At 44.1% G+C, this 21,988-nt stretch carries 18 protein-coding genes; 6 read left to right on the forward strand and 12 right to left on the reverse strand.

Annotation, left to right across the window (positions count from 1 at the left end):
- The first annotated feature begins 11 nt into the window (after positions 1-11).
- Genes DBZ36_RS20315 through DBZ36_RS20325 form a run of 3 tightly spaced genes read left to right on the forward strand, consistent with a single transcriptional unit; the run spans position 12 to position 3,285 of the window.
- Entirely contained in the window at positions 12-1,010 is a 999-nt protein-coding gene (locus DBZ36_RS20315; protein ID WP_120356816.1) for an HlyD family secretion protein, read from the forward strand.
- A complete protein-coding gene (locus tag DBZ36_RS20320) occupies positions 1,007-2,134 on the forward strand; it encodes an ABC transporter permease (protein WP_120356817.1) in 1,128 nt (375 codons plus the stop codon). Before DBZ36_RS20315 ends, DBZ36_RS20320 begins: the two co-directional genes overlap by 4 nt.
- Positions 2,131-3,285, forward strand: coding sequence for an ABC transporter permease (locus DBZ36_RS20325; RefSeq protein WP_158589165.1), 1,155 nt, complete (start codon positions 2,131-2,133; stop codon positions 3,283-3,285). The genes DBZ36_RS20320 and DBZ36_RS20325 overlap by 4 nt, the downstream gene beginning before the upstream one ends.
- Here the strand turns inward: DBZ36_RS20325 and DBZ36_RS20330 are convergent.
- The 4 genes from DBZ36_RS20330 to DBZ36_RS20345 all read right to left on the reverse strand — a co-directional run bounded on the left by DBZ36_RS20330 (position 3,261) and on the right by DBZ36_RS20345 (position 8,113).
- Positions 3,261-4,385 carry a DUF1513 domain-containing protein gene (locus DBZ36_RS20330; protein WP_120356819.1) on the reverse strand — a complete coding sequence of 375 codons (1,125 nt, stop codon included), beginning with the start codon at positions 4,383-4,385 and terminating at the stop codon, positions 3,261-3,263. The two genes, DBZ36_RS20325 and DBZ36_RS20330, sit on opposite strands and share 25 nt — an antisense overlap.
- A complete protein-coding gene (locus DBZ36_RS20335; RefSeq protein ID WP_120356820.1) occupies positions 4,372-5,370 on the reverse strand; it encodes an imelysin family protein in 999 nt (332 codons plus the stop codon). The genes DBZ36_RS20330 and DBZ36_RS20335 overlap by 14 nt, the downstream gene beginning before the upstream one ends.
- 10 nt (positions 5,371-5,380) lie before the next feature.
- Positions 5,381-6,763 carry a di-heme oxidoreductase family protein gene (locus DBZ36_RS20340; RefSeq protein WP_233558199.1) on the reverse strand — a complete coding sequence of 461 codons (1,383 nt, stop codon included), beginning with the start codon at positions 6,761-6,763 and terminating at the stop codon, positions 5,381-5,383.
- Positions 6,764-6,871: 108 nt separating this feature from the next.
- Entirely contained in the window at positions 6,872-8,113 is a 1,242-nt protein-coding gene (locus DBZ36_RS20345; RefSeq protein WP_120356821.1) for an imelysin family protein, read from the reverse strand.
- A gap of 145 nt (positions 8,114-8,258) precedes the next feature.
- Between DBZ36_RS20345 and DBZ36_RS20350 the strand changes: the two genes are divergently transcribed.
- Positions 8,259-8,831 carry a 5-formyltetrahydrofolate cyclo-ligase gene (locus tag DBZ36_RS20350; protein WP_158589166.1) on the forward strand — a complete coding sequence of 191 codons (573 nt, stop codon included), beginning with the start codon at positions 8,259-8,261 and terminating at the stop codon, positions 8,829-8,831.
- 49 nt (positions 8,832-8,880) lie between these two features.
- Positions 8,881-9,534 (forward strand): ribose-5-phosphate isomerase RpiA, encoded by a 654-nt coding sequence (rpiA, locus tag DBZ36_RS20355; protein WP_120356823.1) that lies wholly within the window; start codon positions 8,881-8,883, stop codon positions 9,532-9,534.
- Positions 9,535-9,600: 66 nt separating this feature from the next.
- Here the strand turns inward: rpiA and DBZ36_RS20360 are convergent, their stop codons facing one another.
- The gene (locus DBZ36_RS20360) at positions 9,601-11,592 is read right to left on the reverse strand and encodes an amylo-alpha-1,6-glucosidase (RefSeq protein WP_120356824.1); all 1,992 of its coding nucleotides are present in this window, start codon (positions 11,590-11,592) and stop codon (positions 9,601-9,603) included.
- Between the two features lie 258 nt (positions 11,593-11,850).
- Between DBZ36_RS20360 and serA the strand changes: the two genes are divergently transcribed.
- Complete coding sequence (gene serA / locus DBZ36_RS20365; RefSeq protein WP_120356825.1) at positions 11,851-13,080, forward strand: phosphoglycerate dehydrogenase; 1,230 nt, start codon at positions 11,851-11,853, stop codon at positions 13,078-13,080.
- A gap of 68 nt (positions 13,081-13,148) precedes the next feature.
- On the opposite strand, the gene DBZ36_RS20370 is transcribed toward serA, so the two are convergent.
- From DBZ36_RS20370 to DBZ36_RS20400, 7 genes are read right to left on the reverse strand one after another with little or no spacing between them, the layout of a single operon-like run.
- The gene (locus DBZ36_RS20370) at positions 13,149-13,829 is read right to left on the reverse strand and encodes an SIMPL domain-containing protein (RefSeq protein ID WP_120356826.1); all 681 of its coding nucleotides are present in this window, start codon (positions 13,827-13,829) and stop codon (positions 13,149-13,151) included.
- On the reverse strand, positions 13,826-15,787 hold the full coding sequence (locus tag DBZ36_RS20375) for a bifunctional diguanylate cyclase/phosphodiesterase (protein WP_120356827.1): 1,962 nt from the start codon (positions 15,785-15,787) through the stop codon (positions 13,826-13,828). Before DBZ36_RS20375 ends, DBZ36_RS20370 begins: the two co-directional genes overlap by 4 nt.
- Positions 15,784-16,479 carry a transglutaminase-like cysteine peptidase gene (locus DBZ36_RS20380; protein WP_158589167.1) on the reverse strand — a complete coding sequence of 232 codons (696 nt, stop codon included), beginning with the start codon at positions 16,477-16,479 and terminating at the stop codon, positions 15,784-15,786. The genes DBZ36_RS20375 and DBZ36_RS20380 overlap by 4 nt, the downstream gene beginning before the upstream one ends.
- Before the next feature lie 2 nt (positions 16,480-16,481).
- Positions 16,482-17,084, reverse strand: coding sequence for an OmpA family protein (locus DBZ36_RS20385; protein WP_120356828.1), 603 nt, complete (start codon positions 17,082-17,084; stop codon positions 16,482-16,484).
- The gene (locus DBZ36_RS20390) at positions 17,084-18,388 is read right to left on the reverse strand and encodes a TolC family outer membrane protein (RefSeq protein ID WP_120356829.1); all 1,305 of its coding nucleotides are present in this window, start codon (positions 18,386-18,388) and stop codon (positions 17,084-17,086) included. The genes DBZ36_RS20385 and DBZ36_RS20390 overlap by 1 nt, the downstream gene beginning before the upstream one ends.
- Positions 18,389-18,415: 27 nt before the next feature.
- Positions 18,416-19,807 carry an HlyD family type I secretion periplasmic adaptor subunit gene (locus DBZ36_RS20395; RefSeq protein WP_120356830.1) on the reverse strand — a complete coding sequence of 464 codons (1,392 nt, stop codon included), beginning with the start codon at positions 19,805-19,807 and terminating at the stop codon, positions 18,416-18,418.
- Entirely contained in the window at positions 19,804-21,975 is a 2,172-nt protein-coding gene (locus tag DBZ36_RS20400; protein WP_120356831.1) for a type I secretion system permease/ATPase, read from the reverse strand. Before DBZ36_RS20400 ends, DBZ36_RS20395 begins: the two co-directional genes overlap by 4 nt.
- Between the last annotated feature and the right edge of the window lie 13 nt (positions 21,976-21,988).

The raw sequence follows: 21,988 nt of genomic DNA on the forward strand, positions 1-21,988 counted from the left end.
CGGACTTTTTTATGCGCAAGTTTAACTCTTTTATTCCTTTACTCCCGCTCTTGGCCATTGCCGCTTGGGTAGCTTGGTCATTTTGGCAAGCTTACCAACCAACGCCCATATATTTACAGGGCCAAATAGAAGCGCAGCAGTATAGTGTGTCTTCTAAAGTTGCCGGTCGCTTAGACCAGGTGTTAGTGACCAAAGGCCAACAAGTTGAAGTTGGTGAACTTATTTTTAGTATTACCAGCCCTGAACTCGATGCTAAATTGGTCCAAGCTCAAGCGGGTCAAGCGGCCGCATCTGCGCTATCTGACGAAGCTGAAAATGGTGCGCGTAGCCAAGATATAGCGGCTGCTAAGGACCAATGGCAAAAAGCAGTTGCTGGGGCAAACTTAGCGCGAACCACTTATCGCCGTGTTGATAATTTGTATAAAGATGGGGTTGTTTCTCAACAAAAACGCGATGAAGCTTATACCCAATGGCAAGCGTCCAAGTTTACTCAAAACTCTGCGCTCCAAATGTATGAATTGGCTCAAGAAGGCGCTCGCGATGAAACCAAGCGCGCAGCAAGTCAACAAGCTAAGGCAGCTGCAGGCGCGGTAGCTGAAGTTGAAGCCTATGCCGCCGACACCAAAGTTGATGCCCGTCATCGTGGTGAAGTGAGTCAAATATTACTGCAATCGGGCGAGCTTGCACCGCAAGGCTTCCCAGTGGTTACCTTAACCGATATGGAAGATGCATGGTTGACCCTAAATGTCCGAGAAGACCGTTTATCTCAATTCCAAGTTGGTCAAGAGTTTGAAGCGACATTACCCGCTTTTGGTGAGCAAAGCTTTCGTTTCAAAGTAAGTCACGTTGCAGTCATGGGTGATTTTGCAACTTGGAGAGCGACGAGTAGCGACACCGGGTTTGATTTACGCACCTTTGAAGTTGAAGCTAAACCAATGCAAGAGATTGAAAACCTTCGGGTTGGGATGAGTGCATATGTACTGCTAGATGAGCTAAAAGACCAACAATGATGTCTTACTCGTTAATACTGAGAAGCTTATTCAATGACCGATGGTTATATAGTCTATTGAGCTGGTTACCCTTGGTCGTTTTTCTAAGTATTGCAGCGATATTCTCTTCTAGCTTTGCTCGAGAAAATGTAATTATGGTCGTTGACCAAGACAATAGTCGTCTGAGTCGTCAGTTAATCCGCAGTTATCATGCCAGTCCAAATCTGTCGGTGACTATGAGCAGTAATATTCAAACGGCAAAAGATGCTCTAGTCAAAGGTGACATCTATGCCTATGTAATCATCCCTAATGATCTTGAGCGTGACGTAAAACGCTTTCGCTCACCCCTTGTTCAAAGTTATTACAATGGACAGTTTCTGGTCATCGGTAAACAAGTCAATGCCGCGTTAGCTGGCATCCATACCACAATAAACGTAGGAATTGATGTCGGCAGAGTTATGGGTACAGGTAATACTCCAGCTCTGCAAGCCTTTGGCAGTGTTATGCCTATTAGGGCTCAGATGAGTGCGCTGTTTAATAGTAATAATGACTATGCACAATTCATCCTTTCAGGCGCACTACCTGCCGCCTGGCAACTTATTATCGTTCTTAGCATGGTGCTTATTTACTCTAAATTTTTAAAAACCGAGTCTCTTGAAAACAAACGTAACATCAGTAGTATTCTGCGCATATCCTTAGTCAGTGGGGCAATGTTGGTACTACAGGGCTTAGTGATGGCTTGCCTTTTATTTGTCTACAAAGGCTGGCCCATGCGTGGAGATTGGAGCCTTATTGTTTTTGCCCAAGTGCTATGTGTTATGGCAAGCCAAGCGATTGCCTTGTTTTTGGTTTTTCTACTTAAGGATCGAACTCGAGCGCTAAGCTTTGCCGCCGCATTAACAGCCCCCAGTTTTGCATTTATGGGCGTCACTTTCCCATTAGATAGTATGCCAACTTTTTCATTATTATGGCGCCAATTGATCCCTATCTGTCATTATGTGGATATTCAGATTTCCCAATCAAATCATGCACCAGCAATCGTTCACGACGCTGATAGTTTGCTTAAACTAGCCATGTTTGGCTTGCTGTTTCTAGCAGCTTTATGTTTGGTACCACAAGTCCAAAAGCAAGAGGTTCAAGCATGAGTTTCTGGCAGCTTTTTAAACATGAGTTAATGCTCGTTGTTAGTAACCGTGCACTGATGCTTACCGTTGTAGGGGGCTTATGCTTATACGCATTTTTGTATCCACGCCCCTACTTAGCGCAAAGCCCGCGAGAACAATCAATCGTTATCATTAATCAGGACAACTCCGCTATAAGCCGACGCCTAGAACGGATGGTCGACGCGAGTCCGTTGTTAGAAGTTGACCAAAGCGTAGCGAGTCTTGAAGAAGCGATTACACAAATTCGTGATGGGCACGTCGGCGGATTATTGTTTATCCCCAAGAATTTTTACCGCGATTTACGTTTAGGCAGCAGCCCAACACTAGCATTTGCTGGAGATGCTTCGTATTTCCTAATATATGGCAATGTAATTGAAGGCTTAAATCTAGTCAGTAATGATTTAGCGAAACAAATAAAACTGCAACGACTGTCCAGTGAAGGGATCCCAATTTCCCCAGCCAACGATAATATTCAGGCTTTTAGTGCCAATAATCAGGCCGTTTTTAACAGCCATCAGGGCTATTTGGACTATGTCATCCCAGCTGTATTTCTGATCATTTTACAGCAAACACTACTAATTGCCGTGGTCTTACATTCCTGCTCGCCCCTAAGCAGAAAAAGTGCGCTTAGTGTCGACTCAAGCGTAAAACTGGTATTAGTTCGTACACTAATTTTCACGCTTTTATATGTGCTAATGGCCTCTTTTTATCAAGGCTTCGTATTACAGCATTACGACATTCATCGTTGGGCAAGCGCAGGACAACTATTACAGCTGCAATTGCCATATTTTTTGGCCATTATTGGATTGAGTATGTGTGTGGCGAGCATACTTAACAATGGCCACAATGCCATGATTATTGGGCTTCTTACCTCATTGCCAATCGTTTTTTCAAGCGGCTTTATTTGGCCAATACACTCAATGCCAACCATGGTCAACGCCATTGCTGAACTCATACCCGCTAGAAGTATGGTATTAGCAAATCTAAAGCTAAACCAACAAGGTGCAAGTCTTAGCCAAATTACCAATCACGTACAAATGCTTTGGTTGTTGGCAATCGGCTACTTGATACTTGGATACTTAATGACACATTGGCGTAAAATTCGAGATCAGAAACTTGCAGCAAGCAAATGATTATCCCAGTGGTAATCATTTGCCTGTAATTGATCTTGGTGACCTAAATCTCCAGTTCCCGTTGAAACCACAAGCTGTCCTTCAACTGATGTTAGCCCACAAACCTGTTCAATATTAAGCAATGATTTAAGTTGTCCAGTTGCATCCCAAGAGCCTAGCAAGCCGGCTCTTGGTGAACTGGCGACTATCGTGTCTTGATAAACCTCTACGCTACCAATATAACCCTCAAACAGCGGCCAATAGTGAGCGCCATGGTCTAGCGGTTTTAAACTTTGTTGCTGCTCACAGAGGTAAACCAATGAGTTGACTGACTCAGGGTGTAACTGAGCTTGGCAAGCAACTACCAGTTTATCCCAAGAGCCGCTGAGATGCCTAACACTGAGGTCAGCATTGTCTAATTGGTGACGGCTCAATACTTTCCCTTGATGGTTTAAGAAAATCAATTGTGCTTGAATATTCTCAAGTTCAATTGTTTTTCTTGCTAGAGTTTTAATACCACCAATGGCGACAACTACGCCTTGCTCAAATGCTAATAATTCATGCGGACCAGTACCCAACTTTGGCCAAGTTTCTGATAATTCCCAGTGTTGCTCTTGCCAATCATACACTTGCACTAGCCCCTCGCTGCTCGAGTTCTCATAAGCACTTACATACAATCGTTGCGAGTCAGGATGGAGCGCGGCATGCCCCGCCAGACTTAAAGTTGGACTTAGGTCTATCTGTTGAACTTTTTGACCACTTAAGGCATCAAAAATATGGATACTACGACCAGGACGACGATCGAGAACGATCAACTGTCGTTGCATCTTAGCAATGGCCAATCCATGCCCTCTGGCAACCAGCGGACTTTCAAACTGCTGACGAAATTGTTCATCGAAGCTAAGGACATAGTAATTGTCTTCACGTTTCGCGCAGCCAAAATAACGGACTCCCTTTAACAAGGGCTCCAAGTTATTCCCATTTGGCTTAGCCAACAGTGCGGCCAAGGTATCGCCTGAACACGCAAAAGGCAGCATAGCGCCAAGGCTAAACAGCTGAGTTAGTACCCGTCGCCTATCTTTGTTGGTTTCGGCAACACCTTGTTGTTTAATCGCCGTCATTGTTATTAAAGCCTATTGCCAAGCCTTGTGCTTTCGCCCATTGCTGCTCAACCTCAACATAAGCGATATCAGTGTGGTCTAGTAAATTTATCCATTGTTCAAAACTAGTGTTTTGAATTGTACCTTGAGGTAAAGCTGAAACCATATTCTGAAGTAACACACGGCTGTGCTGTTCAAGCTCCGGACTTTGATTATCTAAGGCATATTTAAAGAACAAAGCATTGCTGCGTTCTACAAACAGCTGGCTTTGAACCCTAAGCATTTGCGTACTTTGTTGTGAGCGCCAGGATTCAGATAACATCGGCTTAAGACTTTGGTTTTTTTCATTAACGACCAACTGCATTTTTTTACGCATCCAGCCCAGTTGTGCACGATAACTTGCTAAGATGCTTCGCTGCGCATCTTGGTTGTAAGACAGCTTTACCGCCCAATCTTTCCAGGCAGCATCAAGTGCAAATGCACTTTGCTCAAGTTTTGTTGCAGCAAATGGGAGTATCTCGCAGCGTTGTTGCGCAAACTTTTCATCGAACAACAGTGCTTCGTGGGCCCTAAGGTTACTCTGAACCGCATTCAAGGACTGTGAAGTATTAGGCTCAGCCAAGGCATGTGTCAATTGCCGACCCACTTGGTCTTTTTTATCCGGAAAATAACTCATCAACCAAACGTTTCGCAGATCTTGTAAAGGTCCAAGTCCTAAACCGTCAAACACCAGCCATTGTTGGTAGCTGTTTTGCCAAGCAGTCTTTAGGCTAGAAAGTGATGCCATATCAGGTGCCAAGCAATAACTATTAGCCAATGACCTATAGTTTTGAAGCGACGTTAACAACGCTTCACTTTGCGTCAATAAATACGACTTTTCGGCCTTTAACCATTGTACCTTTGCCTCTGTCACTTCAGATGTGTCGGTATTTGCTACTGCCGTGTTAGCAAACACAAAAGTGACACTCAGTAGCACTGTCTTGAAACGATTAATACTGAAACACATATGTTGGTCCCTACAAGGAATTGACAAAATCAACTAGCTGCTGACGCTGCTTCGGTTCAAGCTCACGAAAAAACTGTTGCGAAGGTGCAGCTTCCCCACCATGCCATAAAATAGCTTCTTCAACATTTCGTGCTCGCCCATCATGTAACAGCTCGCTATGACCATTGACGCTTTGTGTTAACCCAATGCCCCATAGTGGTGGCGTACGCCATTGATTCCCACTTGCCGCAAATTCAGGACGATTATCACTCAAATCATCACCCATATCATGAAGTAGTAAGTCCGTATATGGGTAGATAACTTGTTCACTTAATGCAGGTCTGTCCTCTCGCTTTTGCGTCACGAAACTTGGCTGATGGCACGCGACACAATTAGCTTGTGTAAATAGCTTCTCGCCTTGCATGACTGACTGACTATCGACATCACGGCGCATAGGAACCGCTAAATGCTGAGTATAGAATTCCACCATTGCAAGGATTTTGTCGCTGACTTCAGGTGTGCCGCCATTAACAGCGCTAATGCAATTAGTTTGTGAGGTTCGGCAGTCATCGCTGCCAAACATGCTTGTAGTTAGACCTAAATCACCAGAAAACGCAGCAGCATTTTGTTGGTTTAAGTTGGGTTGCCCTGCTTTCCAACCAAATCGCCCGAGACTGTGTTGCTGTGTTTTTGCATCCCACACCCAATTTGCTTGTCCGGAAATTCCATCTTTGTTGTTATCCAAAGGATCTGTGTTTTTCAGAATATCTTCTTCTGCGATGCTTTCGAGTAAGCCCAATCCAATCATCGGCGGTGCAACTCGGACTGAAAATAAAGTCTCAGGGTGCATGTCTTGATAACCAAGTTGGTCGACGACTAGCTTAGGTACACGTAACTTCGCTGGCGCACTGCCATTGAGGTCAACCGATTTAGTACCATATTCGATGCGTACTCTCGCTTCCGAATGATGCCCACTTAGGCTTTGGTCTTGGATTTGACCGCCATAATTTGGCTCAGGTAGGGGCCCTAATTTCAATTGTTGCTGCTCTTGTTCAGCATTTGTAGCAGGAACACTAACGCGCACTAACATTGATACAGCGTTCGAGCTTCCAACAGCTGCAGCTCGGCCGCGACCGTCTTTAATATGACAACTTTGGCACGAGTTAGTGTTGAACAATGGTCCTAGGCCGTCGCGAGCGATGGTGGTTGCTGGCGCAGCGACCCATGGATTTCGAAAAAAGCTATTACCAGTGCTAAATTCGAGCCTGCCACTGAAATCTAAATTACTGGCAGGTTGAGAAAATGCATTATGGTCTTGCTGCACTGTCGTTGTCGCCCCACCAGCAAGTTGTGGTTGCGCTATTGCAGTAACACTGATTGCACACAACACCATCAACAATTGAACTTTAAACACGTTACATCCCTATATATCAAACAACCACAAGCAAACTTGCTTGCTGTGCTTTAAACACAAAAAGGCACCAACAGTGTTGGCACCTTTGTTAACAACAACGGCGGAGAATTAGAAAGTGTGATCCGCTGTATCTGGGTTCAATTGAACAATACCCAATTGCTGAGCACTAAGTTCGATATAACGCGTTTGCTCAACAAGTGCATCGATAGAATTCTGTACTAAGGTGTGGCCTTCGGTATTAGTCGGTGCTATCAGCTGGTCAAAATGAACGCCATCTTTTTCTGCACTATCGACTAGTGCCGTCATTTGAACTTGAGTCGCATCAAAAGCAGCCAATGTTTGTTCTGCAAGTTTAGTGTCTTGTTTGGCTACCAAATCAAGTAAGTTTGGCCCAGTAAGCTCGCTTCCATCGAGTCGTTGGAAACTACCGGTAAGTACATTACGAACGCCCAATGCATTGTAATAATGTGAATTATGGGTGTTATCGCTAAAGCAGTCATGCTCATCTTCAGTAGAATTAGCTTCAAGTGCAACCTTCATACGCTCACCTGCCAATTCACCCAAAGATAGACTACCCATACCGAAAAACATTCTGCGCAGAACTTGTTCGCGTGGTTCAAAAGCAAGTGTACTTTGATAGTCACCACCCTTCTGCCATTGACCAACCATCCAATTGAGGTCCTCGACCAATAGATCGCTGGCTGCGTTTAAGTATGCAACTCGACGGTCACAGTTGTCATGAGTACAGCCTTCACCGACCACAAAATCTGTATAAGGACGCTCACCCGCCCCCTCTTTTGTCCCATTGAGATCTTGACCCCAAAGTAGGAACTCAATTGCGTGATAGCCAGTAGCCACGTTTGCTTCTGAACCCGATAGCTCGTTTAAGCTCGCAAGAAGTTTACTGTCGATAATTTTGGCATCTATTTTTTGCTCGCCAACCTCAATACTATCACTTGCGATAATGTTCAAATTGGCTGCAAGATTTCCAAGTTCACTTGGGTAACTTGCGGTATCGACATAATCAATGAAGCCTTCATCCAGCGGCCATGCATTTAACTGCCCTTCCCAATCGTCTACGACAGGGTTGCCAAACCGAAATACTTCACTCTGTTGATAGAAAACCCGTGAAGTCTTCCAAGCTTCTTGAGCTAAGACTAAGCTTTGCTCGCTTGGGTTTTGGCTAAATTCGAGATTTGCGGCTTGTAAGCTACGTGCAGAGCTAAGAGCATCGCTATAGACCGCATGTGCTAAGTCGGAGTAATGCTGCGCCACAGTGTCTGGCGTGGTTTCAGCAGCGTTAGTCACCATTGATGCGCAAAGCATGGCAGAGAAGAAACCCAATTTCATGTAAAGTCCTTTTAGAATTCATTGATTGATAATAGTTTTCATTAGCATTATCTACACTATTAGCATTTGATCAAGTCTTGTTTGCATTTACATTTGCGATGCGATGTTTGAGAATAAATTATTCCCCTTTAATTTAGTCAACTCAATGGAAACGCCTTTAACCCGACAACAGTTACGTCGCGCACGACAAAACCTAACAATCGAGCAAAAGCAGCAAGAGTCTGCGCAGGTTTTAGGACGTCTCTTTAATATGCCGCAAATCCAACACGCTAAGATGATTGCTAGTTATCAAAGTAGTAACGAAGAGCTACAAACTAAAGCCATCAACCAGACTTTGGAACATGGTTGTCAGCAATATTGTTTACCTATTTTGCATCCCTTTCGCCCTGGTCATTTACTGTTCCAGAAACATGATTCAACGACAAAAATGAGGCGTAATAAATTCGGTTTGGACGAACCTGCGCTGGATGCGCGACATGTGGTCCCGCTGAAGGACGTTAATGTGATGCTGGTACCTTTAGTTGGATTCGACGATAAATGTCAACGCATTGGTATGGGAGGTGGTTACTATGACCGCAGCCTAATTTGGTTAAATCCTTCATGCATAACGATAGGTCTGGCTTTCGAATGCCAAAAAACAACCCATATCGATGTACAAGCTTGGGATCAGTCCCTTGATTTCGTGATTACTTCTCGACAAGTTTGGCGTAGGACTTAATGGTCGCTATAATCGCCAAGCCTCAAATTCAACGCACTAGGATGCAGCAATGAATCAAGACCAATTAAAACAACAAGCAGCACAAGCCGCTTTAGCTTATGTCAACGATGGCGAAGTTATCGGAGTCGGAACCGGATCGACTGTAAATTTCTTCATTGATGCACTTGCGGCTAAAAAAGATAGAATCGCAGGAGCGGTATCAAGCTCAGAGGCTTCAACTCTGCGCCTAGAAGCTCTAGGGATTGAAGTTCTAGATCTAAACAGTGTTGGGGAGTTCTCGGTATATGTGGATGGCGCAGATGAAGTAAACCCAGCTAAGCATATGATCAAAGGTGGCGGAGCTGCTTTAACTCGCGAGAAAATTGTTGCAGCAGTTGCCAAAAAGTTCGTTTGTATTGTGGATGCGAGCAAACAGGTCGATGTCATGGGCCGATTCCCACTGCCAGTAGAGGTTATTCCGATGGCTAGGAGTTATGTTGCACGTGAATTAGTCAAACTTGGTGGCGATCCGGTTTATCGGGAAGGTGTTGTCACCGATAACGGTAACGTAATTCTAGATGTTCACAACATGAAAATAACCGATGCCGTAGCACTTGAGCGCGACATCAACGCTATTGTTGGCGTAGTTACCAATGGTTTGTTTGCTGCTCGAGGCGCAGATCACGTGATCGTCGGTAGTAAGAATGGTGCAATAGAACTCTAAACACCATTTAGGTCGCCAAAAAGAAACAAAAGCAGTGCCACTTGCACTGCTTTTTAATATCTGTCGCTATTCTTTATACTCATAGCGCTTCAATACACGCAGAACTTCTGCAACTGACCAAGCTTGGTTAAAACAACCGCGTGCTTGGTTCGGGCTTTGCCCATCAAAGACTTCAGATATCCCCATAATGCCAGCATCTTGGTAGAAATGATCAATTAAGCTTTGAAGCATAATCTCAACTTGCTTTGGCTGTTGATAAACCCGTTGCCACGCATCAATAAAGTGCCCGATTAACCATGCCCAAACTGTCCCTTGATGATAAGCCTCATCACGTTGCGAGAGCGGGCCGAAGTAATTCGGATGATAATCAACGTGCCCGGGCTCCAAACTCCTAAGCCCCATAGGCGTCCAAAGGTGTTGCCAAACTTTATCAACTACTGCTTTGGCTTGACCATCACTTAACACGCTAAAGGGTAAACTTACTGCAAATATTTGATTGGGCCTTAGATCTGCATTGATGCCCTGCTCGCACACATAGTCGTAGAGACACCCGCGCTCTTCATTCCAAAAGGTTTGGATATAACTAGCTTGGGCTTGGTCAGCATAGTTTTGATAGATTTTTGATTTATGACCCAGTTGATTGGCCCACATTTGCATCGCACGCAAGGCGTTGTACCAAAGTGCGTTAATCTCAACAGCTTTGCCATAGCGTGGGGTTACCGCTTTTCCCTGATATTTCACGTCCATCCAAGTGAGTTGAGTGCTTGAGTCTCCACCGCTAAGTAAGCCATCTTCTTGCACTTTGATATCAAAACGTGTACCCGCAATATGCGCATTTATAATCGACTCTAAACATGGAAATAACTCTTCCAATAAGGCTAGGTCCGCGGTTGATTCAAGGTACATTTGGATCGCCCAAAAATACCAAAGCGATGCGTCAATGGTGTTATAGCGTAGCGGCTCACTGGCATAATCTGGAAACTTATTTGGCAACATACCTTCGCTACAATAGTGAGCAAATGTTTGCAGTATTTTCCTAGCGTCATCATGACGCCCTGTACTTAGGCAGGCTCCGGGCAAAGCAATCATGGTATCTCGCCCCCAATCGCCAAACCAAGGATAGCCAGCTAGTATCGTTTTTCCGTGTACGCTCGGGCGATCAACGATTAGCTTGTCTATCGCTTGCGCTAGATCTTGCTGAGTTTTATTACTGCTGCAAGTAACACGTAATGCTTTAATCCGTTGAGTTTCTTGTTCAAAATAGCTTTCCACTTGCAGATCATTGAGTTGTTCTTGTTGCTCGTTCCCAATTGCAATCCACAAGCTTTGTCCTGAAATCAGCGTCGCGTTAAGCTTGGCAAACTGTTGGCTAGAATCAAGCCGATAGTCGCCTTGCTCACCCATTTCTATTTCATATGCTATGTGTTCTCGAATTGGTACAGTACTTAAGGTGTTTTGCCATTGCCCATGATTGGATTGCAACGACAAAGTCAGTTGATAATTGCTATCACTTTGTCGTAATAGCAATCCTTTTGAAAGCCTTTCATACTCGGTTTTAAACGGAGAAAGTTTGGTGATACTGTCATCGACGTTGCTAGCTTGACGGAAATGATTGAATAGATTGAGCCTTATGCCCACGGATTGATGATCTGGTCCATTTAACTGATAACGCACTAACAATAGGTCGCTACCGTATACGAAGCACAACTGCTTTTTAAGTACTAGATTGCCGACACCGTAATACCATGTTGGTAAAACATCTATTTCAAAACGGTCAAGATAACGCTGCCCGTCGCCAAGGACATTTAGGTCCCCTGTTTTGTATCGATACACTGCGAGATCAACGCCGTCAATTTCTTCTTCAACTTTGTGGACTCCGATATAGCGCCCCATCGGTTCTTCCATCGCTTTGACATAGAGACCATGAAACTTTCGTGCGAGATTGCCATTAACCGCGGCGCTGCTATAGCTGCCCCGCCCATTAGAAACTAAAAATTCTCGGGTCGAGCCAGCTTCAAAGTCTCGAAGGATAGATTTGGCTAAGTAAGCGAGAGTCATAAACGTCCGTAATAAAACTAATAATGGGGTAAGACTTACACTAAAGCGGTAGAAACACAAAAAATATTAATTACTCGAAATCAAAATTCTTTGTCTATATGAAAAAATGTAATTATTGCGATCTAAATCGCAAAACGGTATTCAGTAGCCCTTTTTTTTGCTAAATTTCATGTCCCAGTAATTCAACGTTCGCCCCGAATTACTGGGTTTCGTTCTTAATATGCAATGGGCTCAAAAATATAGATTAAGGGACATAGAATGGCGCGTTTTTCGCTTGGTAAAGAAAAGATAAAAGTATTACTTTTGGAGGGCTTACACCCAAACTCGGTTGAGTCTTTCCACAATGCCGGTTACGAAAACGTCGAGTCCATTTCAACTTCCTTAAGTGAAGAAGAGCTGATCGAAAAAATCAAAGATGTTCACTTTATCGGGATCCGTTCGCGTACTGACTTAAATGCTAAGGTTATTGCAGCCGCCGATAAATTAGTCGCCATCGGTTGTTTTTGTATTGGGACCAATCAGGTTGACCTAAATGCAGCTTTAATCCGAGGAATTCCAGTTTTTAATGCCCCTTTTTCTAACACTCGAAGTGTAGCTGAACTAGTACTTGGTGAAATCCTATTACTGCTTCGAGGCATTCCCGAAAAAAGTGCCAAAGCACACCGCGGTGTTTGGCTCAAATCGGCTGAAAGCTCATATGAAGCGCGTGGTAAAAAACTTGGCATTATTGGCTACGGTCATATCGGTATTCAGCTTAGTATTATTGCTGAAACTTTGGGTATGAACGTTAGCTACTATGATATTGAAAATAAGCTATCACTTGGTAATGCGAATCAAGTAACGAGTTTAGATGAACTACTGGCACAATCGGACATTATTAGCTTACACGTCCCTGAAAATGACAGTACCAAAGACATGATTGGAGCTTCTGAGCTGGCACGTATGAAGCCTGGCGCCTTGTTAATCAACGCATCGCGTGGCACAGTTGTTGATATTGATGCATTAGTAGAAGTATTGAAAAGTGGTCACCTTGCAGGTGCTGCTATTGACGTATTCCCAGTAGAACCGAAATCGAACAGTGAGCGATTCGAATCACCTTTATGTGGCTTGGATAATGTCATTCTAAGCCCGCATGTTGGTGGTTCAACCCAAGAAGCGCAGGCCAACATTGGCATTGAAGTAGCCTCTAAAATGGCGAAGTATTCAGACAATGGTTCGACCTTGTCAGCAGTTAACTTCCCAGAGGTATCGTTGCCTGAGCATACGGGTACTAGCCGATTGTTACACATCCACCGTAACCAACCCGGTGTGCTAACTCAAATCAACTTGGCATTTGCCGAGGATTCTATCAACATCGCTGCCCAGTTCTTACAAACGAATGCTGAGATCGGCTATGTCGTCATTGACGTTGAGACGTCTCAAAGTGACTTAGCGTTAGCCAAGCTTAAAGGAATTGACGGTACTATCCGGGCGCGAATACTGCACTAAAGCTCGTTGAGCTTTTGCTAAACCAATAAAAAGGCCTCGTAATACGAGGCCTTTTTATTGGTTGTTTTTTATTCACTTACTAACTGATAAGTGATATTTACAGACTCTTGCAAAATAATACTTTCGCCTTGAAATGCGACTTGCGGCGCAACATCGGCAGCCATGGCATAACGCTCATTAGGTGCGCTAGCCGAAACCAAAGCAACATCACTAATAATGATAGGCTGGCCAAGGTTTAAACCAACTTCTTGCGCCATAAGTTCCGCTTTCGCTTTGGCATCTTTAATAGCACTGATGCGTAAGGCATTGCGATACTGTTCGGGATCATTTAAGTTATAGTTAATCAGCGAAATTTGAGCGTCACTATGTTCAAGTACGCTGTCAATCACTGCAACAATCAACTCCATGTCTTCAATCTCTACCACTAAGCTTCGCTGTACTTGATAGCCGGTAAAACTTCGTTTTCTATCATCATAATCATATTGCGCATTAATACCAATTTGACTGGCTCTTAAGCTTCCTGAATCTTTGATGATAGGCTGTAATCGTTCAATTACCTTGTCAAGCTGGGTATCAACTTGTTCACGGGCTTGTTTAGCTTGCTTAGCGCTTTGAATAAACTCACATTTCATAATCGCTTGGTCGGCAGCAAAGCTTTGCTGTGCATGTCCTTGCGTATGCAAGGTCGTTTGCGACTGCGCCATCGCCAAGCTGCTTAGGCTACACAAAAGTAAAACAATTAGTCTCATGATTTCATCTCGAATAGTAGTGGAGTTTCTGGATCAACATAACCTTGGTAGGCATCGAGAGCTAGATTTTGTAAGGCTTTCACTTTGTTGTCATCTTCGATGCGCTGTGCAATTGCCACAACATCAATAGCATGGACAGCGCGACAGAGACCATTGAGAACCATGGCTTGCTGCTCAGACTCAATAGCATTATGTGCATAGGAAAAATCAATTTTGACGTAGTCTGGCTGCACTTTTTTCAAATACCTCAACTGTTGTAGATTTCGAGCAAATTGGTCTATTCCAAAACGAATATTATTACGGCGTAACACTTTTAGTAGTGAATCAAAGTCATCACTAACAAAGTATTGTTCGGGTATATCGAAGCACAAACGCGCCATAAACGAGCGATGCTGTGGCGCAAAGACTGCTAACCATTGTATGAATTTAGGATCACGAAGAGCACTAAGGCTTAGGTTCACTGCCAATGACTCAGATCCAGGCTTGGACTCGAGTCGCTTAGCGAGTATTCGCAATACAGCCTTATCGAAGTCGGCTCCTAGACCAAATTGCTCTAAAGCTGAGATAAAACTAGCAGCCTTCACTAATTCGCCTTCGATCCTAATTTGGCTAAAGAGTTCGTAGTGCAAGGTTTCACTGCTGCTGCGCCGGATCGTAGCATTCGGATAATAGCTAACCATTTGTTGGCTAAATTCAATATCATCGTTTTTAATGGCTTGCTCAATTATCGCCTTCCATTCTAAACGACCTTTGCTTTGCGCCTGCAGGGCTTCAGTAGCATATGGTTGAGAGTTTTGCACCGCACGCTGAAGTGCCGAATCAGCCACATTTAACAACTCCCCAACCTTCAACTGGGCCTTAGGCTCAAATTCACAACAACCAATCACTAAGCTTTGTGTTTGTACCGTAGTATCAATTGAGAGAATGTCTTTTAATTTCGGAATTAGTTTGCCTAGGTAAGTTTTTAGTTCTTCGCCATGGAGTAAAGGTAATAACAACACAAACTCATCACTTGATATACGAGCGAGTAAGCTTTCACTTTCAAAGGCTACATTTTCAATTAATGCATCGGCCAACTTCTTAATGCTGTTATCTCTATAGTCAAAACCAAACTGCTGATAAATATCGGTAAGTACGGGGATTTTAATCAGGATTAAACTACCGTGACCAAATTCATCGATTTGGACCTCAGCTTGTTGCATAAAATGTTTACGATTGCTTAGTCCACTAACCGCGTCCAAATACGCACTGCGTCGAAGCTGCTCCGTTTCAAGAAGTTGCTCATTAAACTGACGTTCAATACTCTCAGCCATAACATTCATCGCGTCGACCACGTCGATTAACTCTTTGGTTTTAGGCTTCGCAAGCGCTTGTTGATATTCGCGACGACTGATCGCAATGGCTTGCTTACGAATGGCATCAAGCGGACCAAGTAGGTAGCGCAGCGCACGCATTAATAGTAAAACGGTTATAAGATAACCAATGATAAAAATGCTCGCCAAATCAATAACCAGTTGCCATAGCTTTTGATAGGCTAAACCTCTATGCCCTACCACGGTAACTTGAGCCATTTGCATCCAACCACTCGTAAGCACTTGCTTTGACTCTAATTCAGGTAGCGGCAGTAAGGTTTCAAACCAAAGCGGTACCCCTTGTGCGCCACTGATATTTTTCCGATGGATACTAACTGGGGGATCTTGGTATATCTCAACTTCAATTTTTTCGTAGAAACCACCATCGAACATCGCATTGACAACGGTTTCTGCGCCCACCATGTCTTGTGACTCAATATAAGGCGTTAAAGATAATCCCAACGAGGTTCCTGTATTGTCAACATCCGACGCAAGTTGGAGAGTCAAGTAATCATAAGTATTTCTGAGCTCCAAGCTAAACACGCCAAACAACAGCAAGGCATAGATAAAGAGTATGGTGATTAGAAGTTGTCGATGTAAGGTCATTGTGCTGTCCCTTGCTTCAAAATTGGTTGGCGCATGCGTTGGGCTTGCCAACCTTCGCGCAATTCAGTCCATAACTTAAGTCGATCTGATTTTCCTGCAAGCTCTCCTCGCCCTTGTTCTTTCACCAGCCACAAGTGTTGCGCGTTGAAACTATAAACGGGAGCTAGGTCATTGCGTTTAGTTGCTGGAAGTATTTGAGGATTAATGTTGTCAAGAATTACCGGCACGGATGAGGGGGTTTCGTAATAGGCAAGTACCATATGGAACTGCTGGTAATCTAATGCTTTGACGTATATCAAGCGCATCTTTTCATCATCTACGCCTAGCTTTCTAAGGCTATAATACTTAGCAATACTAAAATCTTCACAATCGCCAGCGCCAGCGCCTAAAAACTCAGAAGGGGTTGCCCAATAGTCATTTTTACCCCAAACGGTTTGGTCTTCTAGCCACTGCATTTGATTGAAAAAATCATTCACCAGCGTAAGCTGAGTCAACTCACTTTCGGTTTTCGACTGCTCCAAAAGGGCTTGCCATTGGGTCACGCGCTGAGCAGCGCTTTCGCCATAATTATCTCGAACTAAGGCGATTAGCTTTTGGGCATCTTGTTCTAATGCGACTAGTAGCATAGGCGCAAGTAGACACAAACACGCTAAGACCTTAAGCAAAGGCCTCAGCGCGATATGACGCAGCATTGTTATAGTAAAGCCCCACGTTGCTCGCGGAATACAGACCACTTAAGTTTAGCTTGTTGCTCACTGTGTTGTGTCGCTACGCGGGCATAGCGGGATAGAGTTTGCTGCTGTGTACTGCTCGCATTTATCGATTGTGCTTCCCCAACGGCTTGAATTTCAATTCGATTTTTATCCACACCAAGCTTTACCAAGCTTTGTTGTACGCGATTTGCCCGGCGCTCTGATAGATCCTGATTATAGGCCTGTGATCCTGGTTCACTTGCATAAGCTTGAATCAGTACCTCTAAACTTGGATTTTGAGACAAAAACGCAGCATAGATCTCTAACTCATTTATGAAGTCTTGTTCAATACTTGCCGAATCGTGTTTAAAAAAGACTAATAACTCGTTCTCGAGTTCTTGGCTAAGCATAGTTTCACAGCCGTTGTTACCTACCACAGCATTAGGGGGTGTTTCTAGGCACAAATCACGTGCATTGATCACACCATCTAGGTCATCATCGTTTAAGTCTTGCGATTGAGGAGCCTGATAGCTTGTCGCTTGCTCAGGTTCCGAACTACACGCAGCCATAACTAATAATAGCGATAGCGCTAGCAGCCTTTTCATTATTCGAAACTCCACTGTTCTGGTTTCTCTACCCGCAATGAGGCTAGTAACTCACCCGTTGCATTGAGTAAGCGATAACGAGCAGTTAACTCATCAAAATTGGCAGTAATGAAATCGGTTTGAGCTTGGAAGAGCTCATTTTCAGTATTAAGTACATCCAACAAACTACGACGGCCAATATTGAATTGTTTTCGATAAGCTTTAACCGTGGACTCACTGTTTTCAACATGCTGTTGTAAGAATTCTTTTTGGCGGGTCAACACCTCCAAAGCATTCCAAGACAAACGGGTTCCTTCTTCAACTTGGCGATGACTGTCGTCGCCAATTGCTTTAGCTTGGGCTATTTGGTGTGCGCTACGGCGAACCTCGGCGGCGTCTTGCCCACCACGGAACAAGTTGTAACGCACCTTAACCATGGCTGACAGATCATCTTCTCGCTGGTTCAAAGGAATTCGACTTGCCGAATCCCAATCCCAATTACCATCAATTTCAAAGGTCACTTCAGGATAATAGTTGGCTTTGTTACGTTGATATTGCGCATTGCTGGCTTGCACATCAAAGTTGGCACTGCGCAAAGTTGGGTGTTGGTCTAAGGCCTTTTTGATCGCCTGCTGTTGGTCGCTTGGAAGTAACAATGCATCAGCTTCTGGAGATGTTAAGTCTTTTGGTAATTGATTAAGTACTCGAACATATTGGGCCTGCGCATCTTGCAGGTTGTTGCGCGCTGAAAGCACATTGGTGTTCGCCCGTGCTACACGCCCCTGTACTTGCGTAAGGTCGGCACTAGAACCCACACCAGCATCGGTTCGACGCTTAATATCGGACTGAATCGCCAGGTGGGTTTCTAAGTTTTGTTCCGACAGTTTCAATAATTGTTGGTTTTTAAGCACCTCTAAGTAAACTTCGCTCACCCGTAGTGCTAAGTTTTCTGCTTGAGAAAACAGACTCCATTGAGCCGCCCTAGCTTCCATACTGGTACGTTCAACTTCGTTCGAGGTAGAGAAACCATCAAATAACATTTGCCGAATACTAATACCCACTTCTTTCGGAGTATCGTTACGAGACTGCTCAATACTATTGTCGTAATAATCCCAGCCCGCACCTGCAACTAAGTCTACGGTTGGATAGTAACCACCTTTAGCGCCGGCGTAACTCTCGGTATAAGATTTAAATTCATTGAAGCTGGCTTGCAGCTGAGGATGCTCAGCGATAGCACTGGCAACAGCTTGCTCTAAGCTCAATTCTTCTGCGGCAATACTTCCAGCCAGAGGGCCTAGCAGCATTGCTACGACTAATCTTTTCATTTCCAATTCTCTCCTTGAATGCTTAGGCTAACGCTCGCGTAACGCGTTTTGCTTAGCTTTTAAAATAGGTTTTAACAAATAATCTAATACTGTTTTCTTGCCAGTAATAATATCAACACTGCTCAACATACCCGGAATAATGGGTAGCTTTTGCTCCCCTTTGGATAGCTCGCTTTGTTCGGTTCGCACGCGAACCAGATAAAAACTATTACCTTCTTCATCAACAATAGTGTCTGCGCTTATGTGTTCTAGAGTGCCATCCAATCCACCATAAATAGAAAAGTCATAGGCACTAAATTTTACGACCGTGTGTAAACCTGGCCGTAAGAACGCGATATCTTTAGGTTGAATTTTAGCTTCAATCAACAAGTTGTCTTCAGTAGGCACAATTTCCATAAGGCTCATACCTGGCTGTACTACGCCGCCAACGGTATTGGTGAATATTTTTTTTACAGTCCCGGCAACCGGCGACTCAACCACCGTGCGCTCAACTCTATCCTTCAGCCCGGCTTGCCCCTCGGTTAATGAGCTTAACTCGGCCTGAGTTAAGCTTCGCGCAATTTGGGTCTCACTTAAGTAACTCAGCGCTAAGTCCTGACGCTGAAAAATAGCTCCACTTAGTTCGTTGGACAACTTGGGTAGCAGCAGTTTTACACTTTCAAGCTCTGAGCGTAGCTCATTTGCTTGCCGACGCAACTTTAATACATCAACTTTCGATACAACCCCTTCGTCGGCTAGCGGCGCTGTAATACTTAGTTCTTGGCTAACCAAGTTCAAGCTTCGTTGAAAATGACTAACACGAGACTCTTGTTCAATAATCTCTTGATGTTTTGAGTCAATAGTCTGGTCTGCAATAAACAGTGCATTACGAAGCCGCCTTTGCTCGGTGGCTAATTGCGATAATTGGCGTGATTTTTCAAGCTCACTGAGTTGTGCAAACTGAGGCTGCGATTCTAAATCAACCTCTTCGATTCGGACTTGTTGTTTCCATTGACTGTCTTCGATCGAACTATCAACCACAACACTTTCAAGCAAAGCATTTTGCCTTGCCAAATCACCAATCAAGTCATTTAGTTTTTGTGCTCGCTCCCTAAAGTCAGATGCAAAACGAGTATCATCAATGCGCAGCAATTGTTCTCCTCGTTCAACATTTTGTCCTTCTCGAACAAACACTTCCTTAACAATGCCACCTTCTAAATTTTGGATTACTTGCAGTTGTTGAGAAGGAATGACTTTACCACTACCGACGGTCACTTCATCAAGTTCGGCGTAATACGCCCAACCCAAAATCGCAGCGAAAAACAGGCACACGAGGTAAACGACTAAGCGAGAACGACGGGTACTACGCTGCAGCATTGCTGCGTTGATGTCGTCAATATAGAGCAGCTCTTTGCGGCTCGGTGTTTTAGCTTTACTCATTCGCTTTGAGCCCTAAGTTGACCACTTTTGAGTTGCTCAAGCACTTTCGTTTTAGGGCCGTCCGCAACTATTCGTCCTTGTTCAATAACAATGATGCGATCAACGAGTTCCAGCATCGAGCTTTTATGGGTAATGATCACGGTGGTTCGGTCTTGAGTTACCTCAGCGATTGAGCGCCTGACGTGAGCTTCACTATTGCTATCCATGCTGCTGGTCGGTTCGTCCAAAATTAGCATTGGCGGGTTAAATAGAAGTGCTCGAGCCAAAGCAACGGCTTGACGTTGTCCACCTGACAAAAACATACCGCGTTCACCAACTTGACGATCCAACCCCTCCGGGTCTTGATCGGTAAACTGGGTCACGCCTGCAAGGTGAGCAGCACGGAAGATAAGCTCATCTTCAACGTGAGGAACACCCAGTGTGATGTTGTCACGGATACTGCCATATACAAGATGGATGTCTTGCGGCAAACAACCAATTTTGGTTCGAAGATCAACTGGACTAATTTGATTAATATCGATGCCATCGATACGGATCGCTCCTGCGTTTGCTGGATAGAAACCCATAATTAGTTTTTCGATGGAAGATTTACCCGCGCCAATACGGCCAATAATAGCTACTTTTTGCTTTGGTTCTATACTGAAGCTAACTTGATTCAAGGCCGCCTTTTGAGCCTTTGGATAGGTAAAATCAACATGATTGAATTCAAGCTTTCCTTCGACATGAGGTCGATGTAGATAGCGGTCAAGATTTTCGTCTGGAATCGCCATGATTTCATCCAAACTTTGTAAGGCCGACTTAGCTTGGTTATAGCGGGTAGCAAGCATTGATACTTGAGAAAACGGTGCTAGTGCGCGGCTGCTCAACATAATTGCAGCTATCATTCCCCCCATAGATAACTCACCTAGCGTAATAAAATACACCCCAACAATCACAGCGCAAACATTTGCAGCTTGTTGCATGAAGCTATTCACACTGGAAACGGAGTTCGCTATCTTTTTAATTGCGATATTCCATGTCGACAAGTTACCGACTAACTCTTCCCATCGCTGCTGAAATTGGCTTTCAGCACCAACCAGTTTGAGATATTCGATTCCGCTTAAGGTTTCAATTAGGTGAGCATTTTTCATTGAACTGAAACGATTCCCTTTTTCAACCTCTAAACGCATACGACGCTTAATCCATAAAGCATAGAAAATCATACACAGCATAGCGATAGCTGGGGCAACAACTACGGGACCAGAGACAACAAATATTATTCCTAGAAAAAGAATCGCAAAAGGTAGGTCCACCAAAGCGATAATACTCGCCGAGGTGATAAAGTCTCGAATCGATTCAAATTCTTGAATATTACGGGCGAAAGCACCCACCGAGTCGGGTCGACTGGATAATCGCATGTTTAATACTTTTTCAAAAAGCTTGGCTGATAGCAATACATCCGCTTTCTTAGCAGCTAGGTCTAGTACGCTGGAACGAGCTTGTTTGAGCGCAAAATCAAATACAATCACCAACAGCATTGCAATGCTCAATACCCACAATGTATCCATTGCGTGATTAGGTACAACTCGGTCGTAGACATTCATCACGAATAAAGGAGAAGCGATCGCGAACAGATTAATCAGCAGCGATGCTAATAAAGCATCTCGATAGCTGCCCATAGAACTGAATATAGTGCCCCAGAACCAGTGCCCCTTTGAGCTTTTATGCTGTTCAGGGCTCCGCGCATCAAAGCGATAGCGCTTGCGTACATAGAAACAATAACCACTATAGATCTGTTGAAGTTTTTCAAGCTCGATCTCATCAACGCTATCACTGAGTTCTGGCCAAGCTACTTGAGCTAGACCATCCTCATAAGACATAAGTACGGCACTTCGGCCGTCATCCAGTAATAGAACACAGGGCAATAGAAGTTGAGAAATTTTGGTAATTGGCTTTTTGTGTAACTTTGCGTCCAAGCCTGCTCGACCTGCAGCACGAGGGAAAAGTTGCGCAGTAAGGCGGCCATTTTCAACCGGCAGCCCAGCAACCAGAACTGTAGATGAAAATGGTTTTCCATAAAATTTGCTAAGAAAGACTAGCGAACTTGTTAAGGGATCGATAGCTGCGGCATTAAAGGCCAGTTCAGATTCTTTTACAATCTGTGCAGAGCTAACTGTGTTTTGTTCCATAGGTCTCCAATTG

The sequence above is a fragment of the Alginatibacterium sediminis genome (assembly GCF_003610775.1).
GTDB classification, from domain to species: Bacteria; Pseudomonadota; Gammaproteobacteria; order Enterobacterales; family Celerinatantimonadaceae; genus Alginatibacterium; species Alginatibacterium sediminis.